Annotated in this window: 22 protein-coding genes and 1 tRNA gene; 10 read left to right on the forward strand and 13 right to left on the reverse strand. The window is 64.8% G+C overall.

From position 1 onward, the window contains the following. Positions 1-113 precede the first annotated feature (113 nt). Positions 114-446, forward strand: a complete 333-nt coding sequence (locus tag ACQR2C_RS22155) for a hypothetical protein (RefSeq protein WP_434882106.1) — start codon at positions 114-116, stop codon at positions 444-446. 207 nt (positions 447-653) lie between these two features. Further along, the gene (locus ACQR2C_RS22160) at positions 654-953 is read left to right on the forward strand and encodes a hypothetical protein (RefSeq protein WP_434882107.1); all 300 of its coding nucleotides are present in this window, start codon (positions 654-656) and stop codon (positions 951-953) included. A gap of 698 nt (positions 954-1,651) precedes the next feature. Here the strand turns inward: ACQR2C_RS22160 and ACQR2C_RS22165 are convergent. The 4 genes from ACQR2C_RS22165 to ACQR2C_RS22180 all read right to left on the reverse strand — a co-directional run bounded on the left by ACQR2C_RS22165 (position 1,652) and on the right by ACQR2C_RS22180 (position 3,523). Further along, a complete protein-coding gene (locus tag ACQR2C_RS22165) occupies positions 1,652-1,918 on the reverse strand; it encodes a hypothetical protein (protein WP_315717207.1) in 267 nt (88 codons plus the stop codon). A gap of 168 nt (positions 1,919-2,086) precedes the next feature. Next, positions 2,087-2,485: a TIGR02301 family protein gene (locus ACQR2C_RS22170; RefSeq protein ID WP_434882108.1), complete on the reverse strand. Its 399-nt coding sequence runs from the start codon at positions 2,483-2,485 to the stop codon at positions 2,087-2,089. A gap of 31 nt (positions 2,486-2,516) precedes the next feature. Next, complete coding sequence (locus tag ACQR2C_RS22175) at positions 2,517-2,936, reverse strand: NUDIX hydrolase (protein ID WP_434882109.1); 420 nt, start codon at positions 2,934-2,936, stop codon at positions 2,517-2,519. 65 nt (positions 2,937-3,001) lie between these two features. Continuing rightward, entirely contained in the window at positions 3,002-3,523 is a 522-nt protein-coding gene (locus ACQR2C_RS22180) for a hypothetical protein (protein WP_434882110.1), read from the reverse strand. Between the two features lie 86 nt (positions 3,524-3,609). On the opposite strand from ACQR2C_RS22180, the gene ACQR2C_RS22185 reads away from it, so the two are divergent. Beyond that, positions 3,610-4,377: an SOS response-associated peptidase gene (locus tag ACQR2C_RS22185; protein ID WP_434882111.1), complete on the forward strand. Its 768-nt coding sequence runs from the start codon at positions 3,610-3,612 to the stop codon at positions 4,375-4,377. Positions 4,378-4,530: 153 nt separating this feature from the next. Here the strand turns inward: ACQR2C_RS22185 and ACQR2C_RS22190 are convergent, their stop codons facing one another. The 4 genes from ACQR2C_RS22190 to ACQR2C_RS22205 are packed head-to-tail and all read right to left on the reverse strand — an operon-like array spanning position 4,531 to position 8,037. Then, positions 4,531-5,112 carry an NUDIX domain-containing protein gene (locus tag ACQR2C_RS22190; protein ID WP_434873982.1) on the reverse strand — a complete coding sequence of 194 codons (582 nt, stop codon included), beginning with the start codon at positions 5,110-5,112 and terminating at the stop codon, positions 4,531-4,533. Positions 5,113-5,121: 9 nt separating this feature from the next. Continuing rightward, positions 5,122-5,577, reverse strand: coding sequence for a GNAT family acetyltransferase (locus tag ACQR2C_RS22195; RefSeq protein ID WP_434882112.1), 456 nt, complete (start codon positions 5,575-5,577; stop codon positions 5,122-5,124). A gap of 15 nt (positions 5,578-5,592) precedes the next feature. Continuing rightward, positions 5,593-7,020 (reverse strand): FAD-binding oxidoreductase, encoded by a 1,428-nt coding sequence (locus tag ACQR2C_RS22200; protein WP_434873980.1) that lies wholly within the window; start codon positions 7,018-7,020, stop codon positions 5,593-5,595. Positions 7,021-7,038: 18 nt separating this feature from the next. Then, on the reverse strand, positions 7,039-8,037 hold the full coding sequence (locus ACQR2C_RS22205) for an L-threonylcarbamoyladenylate synthase (RefSeq protein ID WP_315802186.1): 999 nt from the start codon (positions 8,035-8,037) through the stop codon (positions 7,039-7,041). A gap of 229 nt (positions 8,038-8,266) precedes the next feature. On the opposite strand from ACQR2C_RS22205, the gene ACQR2C_RS22210 reads away from it, so the two are divergent. Further along, positions 8,267-8,343, forward strand: a tRNA-Pro gene (locus ACQR2C_RS22210). Between the two features lie 20 nt (positions 8,344-8,363). Here ACQR2C_RS22210 and ACQR2C_RS22215 read toward each other — a convergent pair. From ACQR2C_RS22215 to ACQR2C_RS22225, 3 genes are all read right to left on the reverse strand, one after another. After that, the gene (locus ACQR2C_RS22215; RefSeq protein ID WP_434840362.1) at positions 8,364-8,906 is read right to left on the reverse strand and encodes a hypothetical protein; all 543 of its coding nucleotides are present in this window, start codon (positions 8,904-8,906) and stop codon (positions 8,364-8,366) included. A gap of 145 nt (positions 8,907-9,051) precedes the next feature. Then, positions 9,052-9,345 carry a helix-turn-helix domain-containing protein gene (locus ACQR2C_RS22220; RefSeq protein WP_434882113.1) on the reverse strand — a complete coding sequence of 98 codons (294 nt, stop codon included), beginning with the start codon at positions 9,343-9,345 and terminating at the stop codon, positions 9,052-9,054. Further along, positions 9,314-10,435: a sigma 54-interacting transcriptional regulator gene (locus ACQR2C_RS22225; RefSeq protein ID WP_434882114.1), complete on the reverse strand. Its 1,122-nt coding sequence runs from the start codon at positions 10,433-10,435 to the stop codon at positions 9,314-9,316. The genes ACQR2C_RS22220 and ACQR2C_RS22225 overlap by 32 nt, the downstream gene beginning before the upstream one ends. Positions 10,436-10,608: 173 nt before the next feature. Between ACQR2C_RS22225 and cydP the strand changes: the two genes are divergently transcribed. From cydP to ACQR2C_RS22250, 5 genes are read left to right on the forward strand one after another with little or no spacing between them, the layout of a single operon-like run. Next, positions 10,609-10,797: a cytochrome oxidase putative small subunit CydP gene (gene cydP / locus ACQR2C_RS22230; RefSeq protein WP_315802220.1), complete on the forward strand. Its 189-nt coding sequence runs from the start codon at positions 10,609-10,611 to the stop codon at positions 10,795-10,797. Continuing rightward, positions 10,794-12,350 (forward strand): cytochrome ubiquinol oxidase subunit I, encoded by a 1,557-nt coding sequence (locus tag ACQR2C_RS22235; protein ID WP_434882115.1) that lies wholly within the window; start codon positions 10,794-10,796, stop codon positions 12,348-12,350. The genes cydP and ACQR2C_RS22235 overlap by 4 nt, the downstream gene beginning before the upstream one ends. Positions 12,351-12,361: 11 nt before the next feature. Continuing rightward, positions 12,362-13,504, forward strand: coding sequence for a cytochrome d ubiquinol oxidase subunit II (gene cydB / locus ACQR2C_RS22240; RefSeq protein ID WP_434882116.1), 1,143 nt, complete (start codon positions 12,362-12,364; stop codon positions 13,502-13,504). A gap of 51 nt (positions 13,505-13,555) precedes the next feature. Next, the gene (gene cydX, locus ACQR2C_RS22245; protein WP_316217271.1) at positions 13,556-13,672 is read left to right on the forward strand and encodes a cytochrome bd-I oxidase subunit CydX; all 117 of its coding nucleotides are present in this window, start codon (positions 13,556-13,558) and stop codon (positions 13,670-13,672) included. Continuing rightward, complete coding sequence (locus tag ACQR2C_RS22250; protein ID WP_315802224.1) at positions 13,669-13,953, forward strand: cyd operon YbgE family protein; 285 nt, start codon at positions 13,669-13,671, stop codon at positions 13,951-13,953. Before cydX ends, ACQR2C_RS22250 begins: the two co-directional genes overlap by 4 nt. A gap of 264 nt (positions 13,954-14,217) precedes the next feature. On the opposite strand, the gene ACQR2C_RS22255 is transcribed toward ACQR2C_RS22250, so the two are convergent. Beyond that, positions 14,218-14,565 (reverse strand): hypothetical protein, encoded by a 348-nt coding sequence (locus ACQR2C_RS22255; RefSeq protein WP_434882117.1) that lies wholly within the window; start codon positions 14,563-14,565, stop codon positions 14,218-14,220. Beyond that, positions 14,555-14,995, reverse strand: a complete 441-nt coding sequence (locus ACQR2C_RS22260; protein ID WP_434882118.1) for a class I SAM-dependent methyltransferase — start codon at positions 14,993-14,995, stop codon at positions 14,555-14,557. Before ACQR2C_RS22260 ends, ACQR2C_RS22255 begins: the two co-directional genes overlap by 11 nt. A 196-nt stretch (positions 14,996-15,191) precedes the next feature. Here ACQR2C_RS22260 and ACQR2C_RS22265 point away from each other — a divergent pair, with 196 nt between their 5' ends. Continuing rightward, positions 15,192-15,515: an ArsR/SmtB family transcription factor gene (locus tag ACQR2C_RS22265; RefSeq protein WP_316217268.1), complete on the forward strand. Its 324-nt coding sequence runs from the start codon at positions 15,192-15,194 to the stop codon at positions 15,513-15,515. The last annotated feature ends 21 nt before the right edge of the window (positions 15,516-15,536 follow it).

Genomic DNA, 15,536 nt, shown 5'->3' on the forward strand with positions numbered 1-15,536 from the left:
CTTATGGACCCTAAGCCGACATCAAATGTGAACTGCCGACGGGGTAAGCAGCGGCAACCGCTGCGATACGTTAGAGAACAAATTCAGTTGCGGCCCCTTAGATCGAGCCTCAGATGGAACACGCGAGACTTGTCCCTGTAAACTTTCGGATCAGTCAAAAAGCGCAGATAATGCTCGGTGAACTGACGGAGACCGCCTCCAAGTCGAGTAGCCGTGCTATGGTGCCTGCGCTCTTCTGGGACGAGGAATACGACGACATAAAAAAGGAGACGGTTGTGCGCGGCGTCGCTTGGGGTTGGTACTACCGCGACGAGGTACCTGCGAGGCTCCTACAAGACGTTGACGGAATAACGCTTATTTTTGCCGTTTCGGCGAAGCAGTCGGCACATTTCCAGGGCAAAGAGATCGACTATCACGATGGCCGGCGCTTCTTCTTAGCTGACTGACACAACGACGTCGGGTGTTGGCTTATAACGGATCCGGTCGCCGGCTCGCGTGAAGGTCCGCTTCTGATGCTCAGCCGGAAGCAGGGGCCCGGGAACAGCGGTTCGACACGGCTGTATCTTGTTGTCTTCTTAGGGTTGAAGAAACCGGTTCGCGCCATTCGCTTGTGACCTTCGAGACGGTACGGCTGGCCCCAAGGATAATGTCTGGTGTACTTCATCGCCTTTGTGAGCGTGGTCGTCTTGACTGCCGTGGTGTCGCTTCGTCGATCCATGACTCTATCACGGAACGCTCGGGGGACTGGCCCAGCCCAGCGGCTGGCAGCGCGGCGGCGGGCGCTTTGGCCTGTATTCTGCGCGGCAATTTTTGAAATTGGGTTGATTGGACTTAGCCATGTTCAAGACAACCAGGAACTTGGTCTCTCCGCGACAACCCATCTCATGGCGCTGACTGCCGCTTTCATCGGCGGCTGGCCTCTTGGCATCATTGGCGGAATGGATTGGGACTGAAGCGCGGCAAGAACGCAAAGCAAAGCAGCCCGTCGGGCGAATCAGTCGCACGATCTTGTGTGTAACGCCGTTGTTCGGGCTCGCCGCAACTACACGAAACGCCTGTGCCGAAACGGCAATTTTGCGCATTGTCTCAACGTGATCGCGCCCGCAGCACCTTCCGGGCGAAAGATTTCGCTTTCGTTTTTCCGGAATACGTGTCTATCCTTTCCCCATCCCGCCTCAACGAGAGGGGCGTACGCGCGGTCGTCACGAGACGCGAGGCGGGGAGGCGGTGGACGTGTCGGGTTGCAGCGTGGCTTTGGCTGCGCGGACGAACAACATCGATGCGGACGTGAAGTCGTGTGGTCCTGGCCTCCCGGTGCCGAGGTCAAGCCGGCGATCGATGCGAGAGTGTCGGCGCGGGCGATGGGGGCAAACAAGCCGGTCCCCAGGGAGAGCACGGAGTAAGCGTTAAACCCATCGCGCAGGGAAGGCTGGGCTCATCCGGCTGCACCTGTGGTTCCTGCCCCGTGCATTCTTGTTCGCACGGGGGCCATGGGCGTCAGCCGACGCCCAGCCTTCCCTGCGCCCTCGATCGAACGAGGGACGAACGCCGGTCATCGCTCGGACGCATCGCGCCGCGAGGACGACGAGGCGTGTCTCGAGCTGTTTGAGATGTGAAGACGGATCTCGGACGGTCCGAGGAGCGGGAGACCCTACTGCGTCGCGCGCGACAGCGAGAACTCGCCGTTGCGGACGCGCTCCGGCAGGCCCTCGACGAAGGTCGCGACCGCGTCCTCGCCATAGGTCGTCACGAGCTCGGCCAGCGCCGCGAACAGACTGGCCTGCGCCAGGCAGTCGCCGTCGACGCCGTCGTGGCGCGCTTCCGCCCAGGCTTCGTTGAGGTAGCTGAGCGCGGCCTGCTTCTGCTCGTGGTCGGGCAGGACGGCGGGGAGGGCGCTGAAGGTGACGGGAAAGCTCATTGAATTCAGTCTGGCGGGGCCGCGAGGCGCGTTGAATTCCGAACGCGGGCGCGCCGGACCCCTGAGGTTTACCACGCAGGCGGCGGGCGCCTAGGCCAGTTCTTTAGGAAAGGTTAACAAGGTTAACGCAAACGTGGATAACGCTCGCGCGCCGTCAACCATGGGCCATCAGTTGGCGTAGCGCGCCGTGAGGTCGCGCGAGATCTTGGAGCCCTCGTCGATGTAGCGGCGGATCGCCACCATCGCGGCCGGCGTGCAGGTCCGGTAGGTCTGCTGGAAGCCGTTATAGCCGCGGTTGAAGCCGGCGATCATCCGGGCGCGGCGGTCGCCCGACGGCGTCTCGGCATCGATCAGGGCCTGCATCTGGTTGCGCCATTTGGCGCCTTCATTGCTGCCGCAGATGCCGCGGAGGTAATGCAGGGTTCCGAGGATCTCGGCCAGCCGCTGCAGATCGCCATCGAACGGCGCCGCCGCATCCTGCGCGCGCACGGGCACGATGGCGCAGGCGGCAACGAGCATGAGGACGGCCAGGAGGCGCTTGGGGATCATGGGGAACACCGACGTCATATGCCTTTGCCGGACGGCGGACGCAAGGCGCCTACACCAGGGTCCGTGCGGCGGCGATGATCTGCGGCAGTCCGTCGGTCAGCGTGAGGCCCTCGAGCGCATCGGGGAGGCGCCACTGGAAGTCGTCCAGTTCCGGGTTGAGCCGGGGCTCTCCGGCCCGCCAGCGCGCCGCGAAGGGAAGGATCACGTAGTGGCCGCCGCCGCCCTGGGCCGGCAGCACCTCGCGCCAGCCGGCCAGCCCGACGATTGCGATCGAGAGGCCGGTTTCCTCCATCACCTCGCGCGCGATGGCCTCGTGCAGGGTCTCGCCGAACTCCACCCGGCCGCCGGGCAGCGTGTAGACGCCCTTGGCGGGGGAACGCGCCCGGCGCACCAGCAGGAGCCTGCCGTCGCGGAAGATGGCGGCGCTGACGGCGAGCTGGGGGTGGCGGGGCGGCGTCGGGGCGGTCATGCCAATGGCTCCAGGCGTGGTCTGCACTGTAGCGTGAAGACTGCCGCGCCGGCAGCCTTTGCAGCTCAGAAGCTTGCCATGATGGCGTCGACGGCGTCGACCTCGTCGACCGGGTCAGGGTCGACCTCGATGTCGCCGTTGATGATGCCGCCGGCCTGCGTCACCAGCGGCTTGACCCAGGCCGCGGCCTGCTCGGCGAGCTTGGCCTTGGTGGCGTCCTGCTTGGCATCGCGCATCGCGCTGCCGACCGCGAGCAGGATGTCGGTCATGGTCTTCGTGAGATGATCGAACTTGTCGCGAATCGCCGCGTCGGCCTGCTCATAGGCCTCGATGACGAGATCGCGGGCCTTGAAATTGGTATGCGTGAAATGTTCTGGATAGGTCAGCGGCGACCACGCCAGAAAATCCTCGGCGCATTCCGGAATATCGGGAATCATTTCGAGCAGCATCACGGCTTCGTTGAAATGATTCAGATAGTCGGTGGCGAGCCCGGTGCGCGGATTGATGTTGGCAGCGCGCAGCATCGCGGCCCGCGCCGGGTCAATGGCGCTGCCCGCCGGTCGTTGGGTCGTGCGATCGGTAGGCACGGAATGGGTCGCCGCTGCGGTCATCCGCTGCAGTGTTGGCAACCCAAGTTAAAAGGTGCTGAACACACGACGATTTGAGTGAGATTATGTGTGGACGCTTCGTGATCACTTCACCACCCGCGGCTCTCAGGCAGATTTTCGGCTACCAGGAACAGCCGAACTTTCCGCCGCGGCACAATATCGCTCCGACGCAGCCGATTCCCGTAGTTCTTCTGGATCAGGACATCAGGCATTTCCGGCTCATGCGCTGGGGATTCATTCCGGCCTGGGTCAAGGATCCCCGTAGTTTCACGCTGCTGATCAACGCGCGTTCGGAGTCCGTACGCGAGAAGCCCGCGTTCAAGAACGCGATTCGGCGGCGCCGCGTCCTTGTGCCCGCTGATGGGTATTACGAGTGGCAGGTGATCGACGGCCGCAAGCGGCCGTTCTTCATCCATCGCAGCGACCACGCGCCGCTCGGCTTCGCGGCCCTCGCCGAGACCTGGTGCGGGCCGAACGGCGAGGAGGTCGACACGGTGGCGATCGTCACCGCGGCTGCGAGCCGCGATCTCGCCACGCTGCATCATCGTGTTCCCGTGACGATCAGGCCGGATGATTTTTCGCTGTGGCTCGACTGCCGTTCCGACGATCCCGATGAGGCCATGAGGCTGCTGATCGCGCCTCGCGAGGGCGAGTTCACGTGGTACGAGGTGTCGACGCGCGTCAACACGGTGGCCAACGACGACGAGCAACTGCTGCTGCCGATGACCGCGGAGATGCGCGCCGCCGAGGACGCGCAGCGCAAGCCGGCGAAGAAGGTTGCATCCCGCAAGGTTTCAACTGTGGCCGCTGACGGGCAGGGGAGTTTGTTCTGAGGCGGGATATCTCGACAGAGAAGATCGTCATCCCCTAGGGATCCAGTATGCCGTGGCCTCTCGTGCTGAAACGGCTGCCGGTGGAATATTGGGTCCCGCGCTTTCGCGAAGGACGACAGAGCAGCAAGACCCGCGACCGAGCGTTGGCCGCGCTCAGCCAAAGATCCTCAACGCCGCGTGCTGCAGAAGCATGATGGTCTTGGCATCCTGGATGCGGCCGTCGGCGATCATCGTGAGCGCCGCGTCGATCGACAGTTCCAGCACCTCGATCTCCTCGCCCTCATGCGCGAGGCCGCCGCCGGCGCTGACGCGCATGTGAGGCTCGTATTCGGCGACGAAGAAATGGATCTTCTCGGTCACGACGCCGGGGCTCATGAACGCCTCGAACACGAACCTGACGTCGTGCAGGCGGAAACCGGTCTCCTCCTCGGCCTCGAGCCGGATGCGCTCCTCCGGCGAGGCGTCGTCGAGCAGGCCGGCCGCGGCCTCGATCAGGAGATCGTCATGGCCGTTGACGAAGGCGGGATAGCGGAACTGCTTGACCAGGATGACGCTGCGCTGCGCGAGATTGTAGGGCAGGATCGCCGCCGCGTTGCCGCGGTCGAACACGTCGCGGCTCTGCATCTGCCAGGTGCCGTCGTCGCGCCGCCACTCGAACCTGGTCGAGGTCAGCGTGCCGTAATGGTCGGAGAGCACGCGCGTCTCGTGGACGCGGATGCGGTCGGAGATGCTCATGCTGGGCCTCTACTTCATTCCCGGCGTCGGCGGGCGGCCGTCGAGCCATTTCGAGAACACCACGCTGTCCTGCACGGCATAGTCGAGTGCCTGGTAGAACGCCTGCACCTTGGTGTTGTCGCCGCGCACCATCAGCATCAGCTTGGGCACACCTCGGCTGCGCAGCCAATCCTCGGCGGCGGCCATGATGGCGCGGCCAAGGTCGCGGCCGCGATGATCGGGATCGACGCTGACGTAGTAGACCCAGCCGCGGTGGCCGTCATGGCCGACCATCGCCGAAGCCGCGATTGCGTCGCCCACGCGGCCGACCAGGATCGTGGAACTGTCACCGCGGCGGGCGAGCGCGATGTCGGCGGCCGGATCGTTCCACGGCCGCGTCAGGCCGCAGCGCTGCCACAGCGCGATGATGGCGGGCACGTCGGCATCGGTGATGTCGGAGATCGCGAGAGCGGGGGGACTGTCCATGTGAGCGTCGAAAGCCTAGAGCACCTTGCCGGGATTCATGATCCCCAGCGGATCGAACTGCGCCTTGATCGCGCGCATCAGCGCGATCGCGGTCGGGTCCTTGACGTCCGGCAGTTCGTCGCGCTTGAGCACGCCGATGCCGTGCTCGGCCGAGATCGAGCCGCCCATCCGCAGCACGATCTCGAACACGACCGCGTTGACCTCGTGCCAGCGCGCGAGATAGTCGGCGGTATTGGCGCCGACGGGCTGGCTGACATTGTAGTGGATGTTGCCGTCGCCGAGATGGCCGAACGGCACCGGGCGTGCGCCGGGCATCAGCTTCACCACGGCGGCGTTGGCCTCCGCAATGAAGGCCGGGACTGCCGCGACCGGCACCGAGATGTCGTGCTTGATCGAGCCGCCCTCCGGCTTCTGCGCCGCGGAGATGTCCTCGCGCAGCTTCCAGAACGCCATGCGCTGGGCGAGGCTGTCGGCGATCGCGGCGTCGTCGACGATGCCGTCTTCGAGGCCTTGCTCCAGAATGGTCTCGAGCGTGGCGCGGGCATCGTCGCGCGACGACGACAGCTCCATCAGTACGAACCAGGGATGGGCGCCCGCGAGCGGCGCGCGGTTGCCGGCGGCGTGGCGGATCGAGAAATCGAGCGCGATCGCGGCGATCAGCTCGAAGCTGGTGAGGCTGCCCGCAGCCTCGCGTTGGGCGATCGCCAGCAGCTTCAGCGCGTCCTCCGGCGATTTCAGCCCGACGAACGCGGTCTCGATCGCGCGCGGCTTCGGGAACAGCTTCAGGCTCGCCGCGGTGATGATGCCGAGCGTGCCTTCGGCGCCGATGAACAGATTGCGCAGGTCGTAGCCGGTGTTGTCTTTCTTGAGCTTGGACAGCGCATTCAGCACCCGCCCGTCGGCCAGCACGACCTCGACCCCGAGCGCCATCTCGCGCGCGACGCCATAGGCGAGCGCGGCGGTGCCGCCGGCGTTGGTCGAGAGATTGCCGCCGATGGTGCAGCTGCCCTCGGCGCCCAGCGACAGCGGAAACAGCCGGTCGACCTCGGCGGCCTTCTGCTGCGCCACCTGCAGCACGACGCCGGCCTCGGCGATCATCGTGTTGGAGGCGGTGTCGACGTCACGAATCTTGTCCATGCGCCTGAGCGACACCACCACCTCGCCATTGTGCGGCGTCTGGCCGCCGACGAGGCCGGTGTTGCCGCCCTGCGGCACCAGCGCGATGCGATGCTGGCTGGCGAGCTTGCAGATCGCGGCGACCTCGGCGGTCGAGCCGGGGCGCAGCACCAGCGGCGAGCGGCCGTGGAACAGGTTGCGCTCCTCGGTGACGTAAGGCGCGACGTCGGTCTCCGCCGTCAGCGCCTGGCGCTCGCCGACGATGGCGGCGAACTGCGCGATCAGGTCGGGTGGCAGCGGCGGCACGGCAGGCTGGCTGATGTTCATCGTTGGTCGCTTCCAATGTTATCTCGGCGCGGCGGCGCGGCGCAGCCGGTCGTTGATGGCCTCGCCCAGGCCGTCATTCGGGATCGGCATCACGGCGATGCTGCGCGCGCCCTTGGCATCGAGGCTGCGAAGATAGCCGAAAAGATGCGTCGCCGCCTCTGCCGGATCGCCGGCGGGGGAGAGGTTGAGGATCGCGGCAGCTTCGCTGGCGCCGGGCAAGGTGACGGGGCCGAAGGCGAGCAGGGCCTCGCCAGGCGCGACATCGCTGGCGTCGAGGCGCACGTGAGCGTGCGGAGCATAGTGCGAGGCCAGCATGCCCGGTGCCAGTGGTTGCTCGGACGTCTCGGTGTCTGCGGCGGGCCGCGCCAGCGCACGGCCGAGCACGGCCTCGATCGCCTCGCTTGGAACTCCGCCCGGGCGCAGCAGCGTCGGCGCATCGAAGCAGCCGACGATGGTCGATTCGACGCCGACCGCGACCGGCCCACCGTCCAGGATGAGGTCGATTCGCCCGGTGAGATCGGCCGCGACATGCGCCGCCGTGGTCGGCGACACGTGGCCGGAGATGTTGGCGGAGGGCGCCACGACGGCGCCGCCGAACGCCGCGAGCAACGCCTGCGCGATCGGATGCGCCGGCACACGGATTGCCACCGTATCGAGGCCGGCGGTGGCGAGGTCGGCCACGGCGCAGCCGTCGCTCTGCGGCAGCACGAGGGTCAGCGGTCCCGGCCAGAACGCGGTGGCCAGACGCTCGGCGGTGGCATTGAAGCGGCCGATGCGCCGTGCCGCCGCGATGTCGGCGACATGGACGATCAACGGATTGAAGGCAGGCCGGCCCTTGGCCTGGTAGAGGCGGGCGATGGCTGCGGCGTTGGCCGCGTCGGCGCCGAGGCCATAGACCGTCTCGGTCGGGAACGCGACCAGTCCGCCGCGCGCGAACGTCGCCGCGGCCTGTGTGATTCCAGCCGCGTCGGCGGGCAGGATCCTGGTCTCGATCGCTGGTGTGTGTGCGGTGGGCATCGATGGTACAAGACGGTGGTGGCTTACGCGCTCGGCTATAGCGGGCGGGGACGTTCGAATGAAGCGCACAATTCGCCTGTCGCATTGCGCCCGCGCCATGGCCGCCCGACAAAGCCTCACGGCCTCAAGCAGTTAACCCCTCCGCCGACGATCGACGATTTCGATGCGATTTCCTGCCTTGTGTCCTTGCGAAGACGGAAACCCGACGCTATAAGCCGGCTTCCCAAGTCGGAGCGTGGCTCAGCCCGGTAGAGCACTGCGTTCGGGACGCAGGGGTCGCAGGTTCGAATCCTGCCGCTCCGACCATTTTTTGAGGCGCTCAGCTTTTATCTCCCGAGAAGCGCAACGAAACGTACAATGAAATCACGCGGCGCCGCCCTGCACCATTCGGCATATCGGCTGTTCGTGAGCATTTGCCGCCTTCCTCCGAACGCCTCAGCCGCCTCGCCCTGGAAATCCTGATGGTGGGGGCCGTAGGTTTGCTCTAACTGCTCGACGGTCGTGCCGAGCCAACCGGCCGCTTGCCAATGGTCGGTGCCTTGCTGCGTCAGCGACGTCGCGGCCGTGTGGCGCAGGGAGTGACGCACGACGTCATCGCCAAGCCCTGCGTCTTCCAGAATGCCCCATGCCGAGCGGATCTTGCCGGCGAGCGGCTGGCGATCGTGCATGCGGTTGATCGAAGCGGATCTCCTTGCCGGTATCGAAAAGGCCGCTGCGCGCGGCTCTGCAGATCGGCATCCGTCGATCTTACGCCAGCGAACCAGATGCGGCCGCAGCCGATTGGCGATCTTGGCCGGCGGTCCGCCCTTCTTTGTTCTGCGGCCATCGCATGGAGGTCCATCCATGGATGCGTCGTCGTCGGCACCCATTGCGACCGGCGGATCGTCTCCTCGCGCCGGGGGCTTAGAGCCCAATCAGGATGAAGCGGGCCGCCGGCCGGCGTGCTCGCACCCATCAACGACCTGTTCTTTCGTGTGCGAGGACTTGACGTAGTTCCTTGGTAGACGACAGCGCCTATCCAGCGTCCAATTCCTTCAGCTTCCGGTAAAGCGTGCGCAGGCTGATGCCGAGGGATTTTGCAAGCGCTTCCCGATTGCCGCGATGCGTCAACAGGGCGGTCCGAAGCGCTCGCGCTTCCCGTTCCTTCAATGACAGCGAGCTCTCATCCTCGGCATGCAGCAGCCTTGCTGCCGTTCGCTGCGCATTGTCGCGACCCGTGATGCCCGGCGCTCGCAACGCCAGAGCACGCTCGATCGTTGCGGCTGAGATGACATCGTCATCGCAGAGCAGGGCCGCGCGCTCCAACACGTTGCGCAACTCGCGAACATTGCCCGGAAAAGCGTAGCCCTCGAGCCGTTCGAGTGCCGGGGGGGGACAAGGTGAGCTTTCGCTCCGGTGCCACGCGGGCAAGCAGCGCTGCGGCGAGAAGCGGTAGATCGCCGGGGCGGTCGCGCAATGCCGGCAGAAGGATCGGAAAGGTCGACAATCGGTAGTAGAGATCGTTGCGAAAGCGCCCGTCTGCCACCATGCGCTCGAGGTCCCGATGCGTTGCCGAGACCAGTCGCACGTCGGCGCGACGCAGCTCCGTGCTGCCGACCCGGCGATAGGTGCCGCTTTCGAGCAGCCGGAGCAGCTTCACCTGCATCGCAAGGGGGATGTCGCCGACCTCGTCGAGAAACAGAGTGCCGCCGCTGGCGGCTTCGACCAGCCCGCTCTTTGCCGTATGCGCGCCGGTATAGGCGCCCTTTTCGTGACCGAACAATTCGCTCTCGAACAAGGTCTCCGGCATGCTGGCGCAATCGACGACGACCAGCGGGTGCGAGGCGCGCGTGCTCGCTTCGTGAACGGCCGCAGCGACGAGCTCCTTGCCGACGCCGGACTCGCCAAGCAGCAAAACGCTCGCGTTCGATGGACCAACCCTCGCGACCAGTTCGAGCATCTGTCGAAACGGCGCAGAACGCCCGATCAACCCTCGCGCCGCCGGCCCTCCCTTGGCAATCCGAAGTGGCTCCATCTTCTCGACAAACCAGGCGTCGTGTCCCAACGTGTCGCGGACGGGCGTCAACTCGATGTTCACGTAGGCTTCGCCAATCGGCGTGTGATGCAGATGCAGCACGCGCTCGCGCTGACCGGTTTTCTGCAGGCGCGCACGCGGACAGCTTTCTCCGGCCTGATCGCAAGGCACGGTGAAATGGTGTGACACTTCATAACAGGTGCGGCCGACGACCGATTCGTTGGGGCTGAAGTGGGCGCGATAGGCCGCGTTTGAAGCGATGATCCGGTACTGCTCGTCGACGAGAATATGCGGCTCCGGAAGGGCTTCGAGATAAGATGCAAGTTCGGGCTTCCGGCGCGTGGCCTCTGGCAGCCGGCCCGGCACTCGCGCTTTCGACGTCATCCTGCTCCGCCGCTCCGTGTCGTTCCTCCGCTGCACTGTGCCACGGACTGCCAAATAATGCCAGAATTGGCATCATGGCACGGGACGCGATGACGGCCGTTTCGGCAACAGATTGAAGTAACACAATAATTCATCACGCCGCCCGCTGGCACGGGTCTTGTTAAGCAATGGCCATGAATGACAGGCGCCTCTTCCGACATCTGGGCGTCGCGATCGTCGCCAAACTCGTGCTGCTCCTGGCGCTGTGGTGGGCGTTTGTTCGCGACGCCCGCATCGACGTCGATGCGCCGACCACTGCTGCTCATCTTGCCGGCGTCAATTCCGCGCGGCAGCCGCTGGGCTTGCCAGGAGCTCTCCCATGATTCCCGACCAACTCGTCGATCTGTCGCGGCTGCAGTTTGCCGCGACCGCCATGTATCACTTCCTGTTCGTGCCGCTCACGCTCGGCATGGTGTGGCTGCTCGTGATCATGGAAGCCGTGTACGTGATGACCGGCGCCGTGGTCTGGAAAGACATGACCCGTTTCTGGGGCAAGCTGTTCGGGATCAACTTCGCGCTCGGCGTCACCACCGGCATCACGCTCGAATTCCAGTTCGGCACCAACTGGGCCTACTATTCGCACTATGTCGGCGATATCTTCGGAGCGCCGCTGGCGATCGAGGGCCTGATGGCCTTCTTCCTCGAAAGCACCTTCATCGGCCTGTTCTTCTTCGGCTGGGATCGCCTGCCAAAGACCCAGCATCTGATGGTGACCTCGCTGATGGCGATCGGCACCAATCTCAGCGCGCTGTGGATTCTCATTGCCAATGGCTGGATGCAGAATCCCGTGGGGGCCGCGTTCAGCTGGCAGACCATGCGCATGGAGATGGTCGATTTCTGGGCCGTCGTCTTCAATCCCGACGCGCAGGCCAAGTTCGTCCATACCGTCTCGGCGGGCTACGTCACCGGCGCGATGTTCGTGCTGTCGATCTCGAGCTGGTACCTCCTGAAGGGCCGCGACATCGAATTTGCCAAGCGCAGCTTCCGGGTCGCCGCCGCGTTCGGGCTGGCCAGCGTCGCGAGCGTCATCGTGCTGGGCGATGAGTCCGGCTACACGGTCGGTGAGGCGCAGCAGACCAAGATGGCCGCGCTGGAGGCGATGTGGGAGACCGAGCCGGCGCCGGCCGGGCTGAAGCTCCTGGCTGGCATCAACGAGAAGGCGGGCCGGAACGATTGGGAGATCGAGATTCCCTGGGTGATGGGCCTGATCGGCACACGCTCCGTCAGCAAGACGATCCCCGGCATCCGTGAGATCAAGGAACACAACCGGCGGCGGATCGTCGATGGCATCACGGCGGTCCAGGCGCTGGAAGCGCTGCGCAAGGACCGTCATGACCAGGCTGCACTGGCCACGCTCGAGCAGACCAAGGGCGATCTCGGCTTTGGCCTGTTGTTGAAGCGATACACCGCCGACGTGGCCCAGGCGACGCCAGCGATGATCGATCGTGCGGTCGACGATACCGTGCCGCCGGTGTCGCCGATGTTCTGGAGCTTCCGCGTGATGGTCGGGCTCGGCTTTGCGATGCTTGTCCTGTTTGCGATGGCCTTTCTCAGCACGCTGCGGCTGCAATGTGCGGCGCGGCCATGGATCATGCGTGCCGCCGTGATGCTGCTGCCTGCGCCCTGGATCGCGAGCGAGCTCGGCTGGTTCGTCGCGGAATATGGCCGCCAGCCTTGGACCATCTACGGCGTGCTGCCGACCCATCTGTCGGTGTCGACGCTGAGAGTCGCCAGTCTCTACGGCTCGCTCGCCGGCTTCGTTGGCTTCTACACGCTGCTGCTGGTGGTCGAGATGTATCTGATGGTGAAGTTCGCCCGGATCGGCCCGGGCAGCCTCGGCACCGGCCGCTATCAATTCGAACCCAAGCCCGTCTGAAGGACGCCGTCATGCTCGATTATCCCACATTGAAGGTCCTCTGGTGGCTGCTCGTCGGGGTGCTGCTGATCGGCTTCGCCATCATGGATGGTCATGACATGGGCGTCGGCACTTTGCTGCCATTCGTCGGCCGCACCGACACTGAGCGCCGCGTCGTCATCAATACGGTCGGCCCGCATTGGGACGGAAACCAGGTCTGGTTCATCACCGCCGGCGGCGCGATCTTCGCCGCGTGGCCCGTGGTGTATGCAACGGCGTTCAGCGGATTCTACTGGGCGATGCTCGCCGTGCTCTGGGCCTTGTTCTTTCGCCCCGTTGGATTCGACTACCGCAGCAAGATCCACAACGTCACCTGGCGGCGGACCTGGGACTGGGGCCTGTTCATCGGCGGGGCGGTACCGCCTTTGATCTTCGGCGTCGCGTTCGGCAATCTGCTCCAGGGCGTTCCGTTTCACTTCGATCGCTACCTGGTCTCGACCTATAGCGGCAGTTTCTGGCAGCTCCTCAATCCGTTCGCGCTGCTTGCGGGCGTGGTCTCGAGCGCCATGATCACGCTGCACGGTGGCGTCTACCTGGCGCATCGCACCGAAGGCGCCATCCAGGCCCGCGCCGTCCGTGGTGCGCTCGGAGCCGCGTCGATCATGGTGATCGCCTTCATCGGTGCCGGGCTCTGGCTGCGCTTCGGCGGCTTCCAGGGCTACGCCATCACCTCGGTGCTCGATCCGGCCGCGCTTCCAGATCCGCTCGCCAAGACCGTGGTCCGCAGCGCCGACGCGTGGTGGGGCAACTATGACCGATGGCCCGTGCTGTGGGCGCTGCCGCTGCTCGGTATCGCGGGCGCGCTGCTGGCGGGCGCACTCGCCGCCGCAGATCGCACCCTCGCAGCCTTCGTGTCGTCATCACTTGCCATTGCGGGCGTCATCGGCACGGCCGGGGCCAGCATGTTTCCCTTCGTCATGCCGTCCTCCGCGGTTCCGGATGCCAGCCTCACGGTGTGGGACAGCGTCTCCAGCCACCTCACATTGGGGCTGATGTTCTGGGCCACGATGGTCTTGATGCCCTTGATCATCGTCTACACCGGCTGGGCCTATCGCGTCATGCACGGCAAGGTCACGGAAGCCCAGATCCACGCCAACGAACATTCCGCATACTGACGGCGGTCCGATCCCCACGCCGCCGGAGCGGCCAACTCGAAGAGCTTAGTCATGTGGTATTTCGCCTGGATTCTCGGCGTCGGCTTCGCCGTCTTGCTTGCCATCATGAACGCGATGTGGGGCGAGACCGAGGAGGTGCGCAAGGCCGGCAACCGGACGGGGGAATGAACATGGCGCCAGTAGCCACGTCTCAGGCGCGCATCCATCTGCCGTGCCTCGTGGCCGCGCTGGTGATCATGCTCGCGAGCACGCTCTATCCGCCGTTCCTGGCGAACGCCGCAGGGCGCGCCGACCACCTGTCGGCCGGTCTGGCATTCTGGGCCATGAGCGCAGGCTTCGTCCGCGGCGTCGGCTTCGTGCCGCACGCGATCTTGCCGCGATGGCTGTTCTCCGGATCCGTATGTCTGCTGACTCTGCTGGCCTTGACGGGACTGAAAGTCCTCACGTGATCACGCAAGGGCTGAGTGCACGCTTTCGCAAAAACCATCAGCTCCAGCGTCGCAGCGAAGCCGATAGCCGGCAAATCTCAGTCTGTCACGAGACTGACTTCGACTATGGAATAGGCCATTTTGCTCTCCGAGGATCAGCTCAGCGTCTTGGCATTCTCGTCCTCTACGGCCAGGCATGATGGATTTCGTCATTTGGAGGTCCATTGCGACTAGCCTTGCCTAGAAAAGGGAGTGCGATCGATTCCGTGGACCAGGAGAGCGCGATCAGGAAGGCCGGTGCGCGACCATTCCGATCAGCGCAGAGCGGCCATGATGGCCGCTGCCTTCGCTGAGCTCGGTCTCGTATTCGCGCAGTTCGATGATCTCCAGCTCATGGAACGCCTCTCGGAGCATGGCTTCCGTATAGAGGTGCGAGACGGCGGAAGGGCCGCCCGTCTTGTATTCCAACTGCTTGGGCGTATAGCCCTGCAGGATCAGGATCCCGCCCGGCTTCAGGCTTGCGATCATGCGCGCGAACAGCCGCTTCCTCAAATCCGGGGCGGCGAACTGCACGAAAATCGCCGCGATGCCGTCATACGCCGCACTTGGCCACGCGAAGCCGTCAATCGGCAAGCTGGTAATTCACGCTCACTCCGGCTGATGCGGCAAGCTTGCTCGCTTTCGCCAGACCCACTTCCGAGATGTCGAAGGCGTCGACCTGGAATCCCTGCCGGGCGAGCCAGACGCTGTTACGGCCTTCTCCGTCGGCGACGCAGAGAATACGACCGCGGTGCGGGAACGCGCCGGCATGGCGGCGCAGCCATTGATTGGGGTCGGTTCCGAAAACGAAATCATCGCTTTCGAACCGTCGGTTCCAGCGGCCGGCGTCGGCGTCTGGCGGTACGTTCGTGACCATCGGCAATCCCACTTTGAAGATGACAAGCGTGTTTGTTGGCAGACGCAGGGAGCTTGAGAACTCCCTCGGTATCAGCTTGCGAACCCTTGATCGCAAGCTAGGCGAACTGAAAGCCGGATTGTAGTTCTCCATCAGCTCGTCAGACATGGCGGGCGCGTGAGCAGGACACGCTCGCTCCGGCGTCTCGATACCGTCTCGCACGAACCGCGCCGGGACAGGCGCGACCGCCTGTTTGTTATCGCCTCGCCAAAGTGATAGCAACACGGGGCGGCCATCGACACGACGCAGTGGCCGCCTGGATGTAACCGACCGAATCGGGCGATTGAGGAATATGCGGACGAACATGGCAACCAAGCGTGCACGCAGCAGGTCTTCGCTCGAGCCTGACGCGTTGCTCGAGAAGGCTCACAAGGCAAGCGAATTCCTCAAGGCGTTGTCGCACGAAGCGCGGCTTGCCATTCTCTGCCTGCTGCTGGACGGAGAGAAATCCGTCAGCAGCATCGAGGACTCGCTGCAACTCCGCCAGCCGACGATATCGCAGCAACTTGCCCGGCTGCGCGCGGACGATCTCGTCAAGGTACGCCGGGACGGCAGAAACGTGTATTATTCGGTTGCGCGGCCGGAAGTGATCGAGGTCATGTCCGCCCTTTATCGCGCCTTCTGCTAGGTGGTGCTGATGGTGCTCGCC

It is taken from the genome of Bradyrhizobium sp. HKCCYLRH3061, assembly GCF_051168015.1.
Classification (GTDB): domain Bacteria; phylum Pseudomonadota; class Alphaproteobacteria; order Rhizobiales; family Xanthobacteraceae; genus Bradyrhizobium.

Bases quoted from the DNA above. Each gene is read 5' to 3' on its own strand.
- ACQR2C_RS22260 (WP_434882118.1), bottom strand. From the start codon at position 14,995: ATGTCTGACGAGCTGATGGAGAACTACAATCCGGCTTTCAGTTCGCCT.
- ACQR2C_RS22195 (WP_434882112.1), bottom strand. From the start codon at position 5,577: ATGGACAGTCCCCCCGCTCTCGCGATCTCCGACATCACCGATGCCGAC.
- ACQR2C_RS22175 (WP_434882109.1), bottom strand. From the start codon at position 2,936: ATGACCGCCCCGACGCCGCCCCGCCACCCCCAGCTCGCCGTCAGCGCC.
- cydP (WP_315802220.1), top strand. From the start codon at position 10,609: ATGAATGACAGGCGCCTCTTCCGACATCTGGGCGTCGCGATCGTCGCC.
- ACQR2C_RS22155 (WP_434882106.1), top strand. From the start codon at position 114: ATGGAACACGCGAGACTTGTCCCTGTAAACTTTCGGATCAGTCAAAAA.
- cydX (WP_316217271.1), top strand. From the start codon at position 13,556: ATGTGGTATTTCGCCTGGATTCTCGGCGTCGGCTTCGCCGTCTTGCTT.
- cydB (WP_434882116.1), top strand. From the start codon at position 12,362: ATGCTCGATTATCCCACATTGAAGGTCCTCTGGTGGCTGCTCGTCGGG.
- ACQR2C_RS22215 (WP_434840362.1), bottom strand. From the start codon at position 8,906: ATGGGTGCCGACGACGACGCATCCATGGATGGACCTCCATGCGATGGC.
- ACQR2C_RS22200 (WP_434873980.1), bottom strand. From the start codon at position 7,020: ATGAACATCAGCCAGCCTGCCGTGCCGCCGCTGCCACCCGACCTGATC.
- ACQR2C_RS22265 (WP_316217268.1), top strand. From the start codon at position 15,192: ATGGCAACCAAGCGTGCACGCAGCAGGTCTTCGCTCGAGCCTGACGCG.
- ACQR2C_RS22190 (WP_434873982.1), bottom strand. From the start codon at position 5,112: ATGAGCATCTCCGACCGCATCCGCGTCCACGAGACGCGCGTGCTCTCC.
- ACQR2C_RS22225 (WP_434882114.1), bottom strand. From the start codon at position 10,435: ATGACGTCGAAAGCGCGAGTGCCGGGCCGGCTGCCAGAGGCCACGCGC.
- ACQR2C_RS22165 (WP_315717207.1), bottom strand. From the start codon at position 1,918: ATGAGCTTTCCCGTCACCTTCAGCGCCCTCCCCGCCGTCCTGCCCGAC.
- ACQR2C_RS22170 (WP_434882108.1), bottom strand. From the start codon at position 2,485: ATGACGTCGGTGTTCCCCATGATCCCCAAGCGCCTCCTGGCCGTCCTC.
- ACQR2C_RS22185 (WP_434882111.1), top strand. From the start codon at position 3,610: ATGTGTGGACGCTTCGTGATCACTTCACCACCCGCGGCTCTCAGGCAG.
- ACQR2C_RS22235 (WP_434882115.1), top strand. From the start codon at position 10,794: ATGATTCCCGACCAACTCGTCGATCTGTCGCGGCTGCAGTTTGCCGCG.
- ACQR2C_RS22250 (WP_315802224.1), top strand. From the start codon at position 13,669: ATGAACATGGCGCCAGTAGCCACGTCTCAGGCGCGCATCCATCTGCCG.
- ACQR2C_RS22205 (WP_315802186.1), bottom strand. From the start codon at position 8,037: ATGCCCACCGCACACACACCAGCGATCGAGACCAGGATCCTGCCCGCC.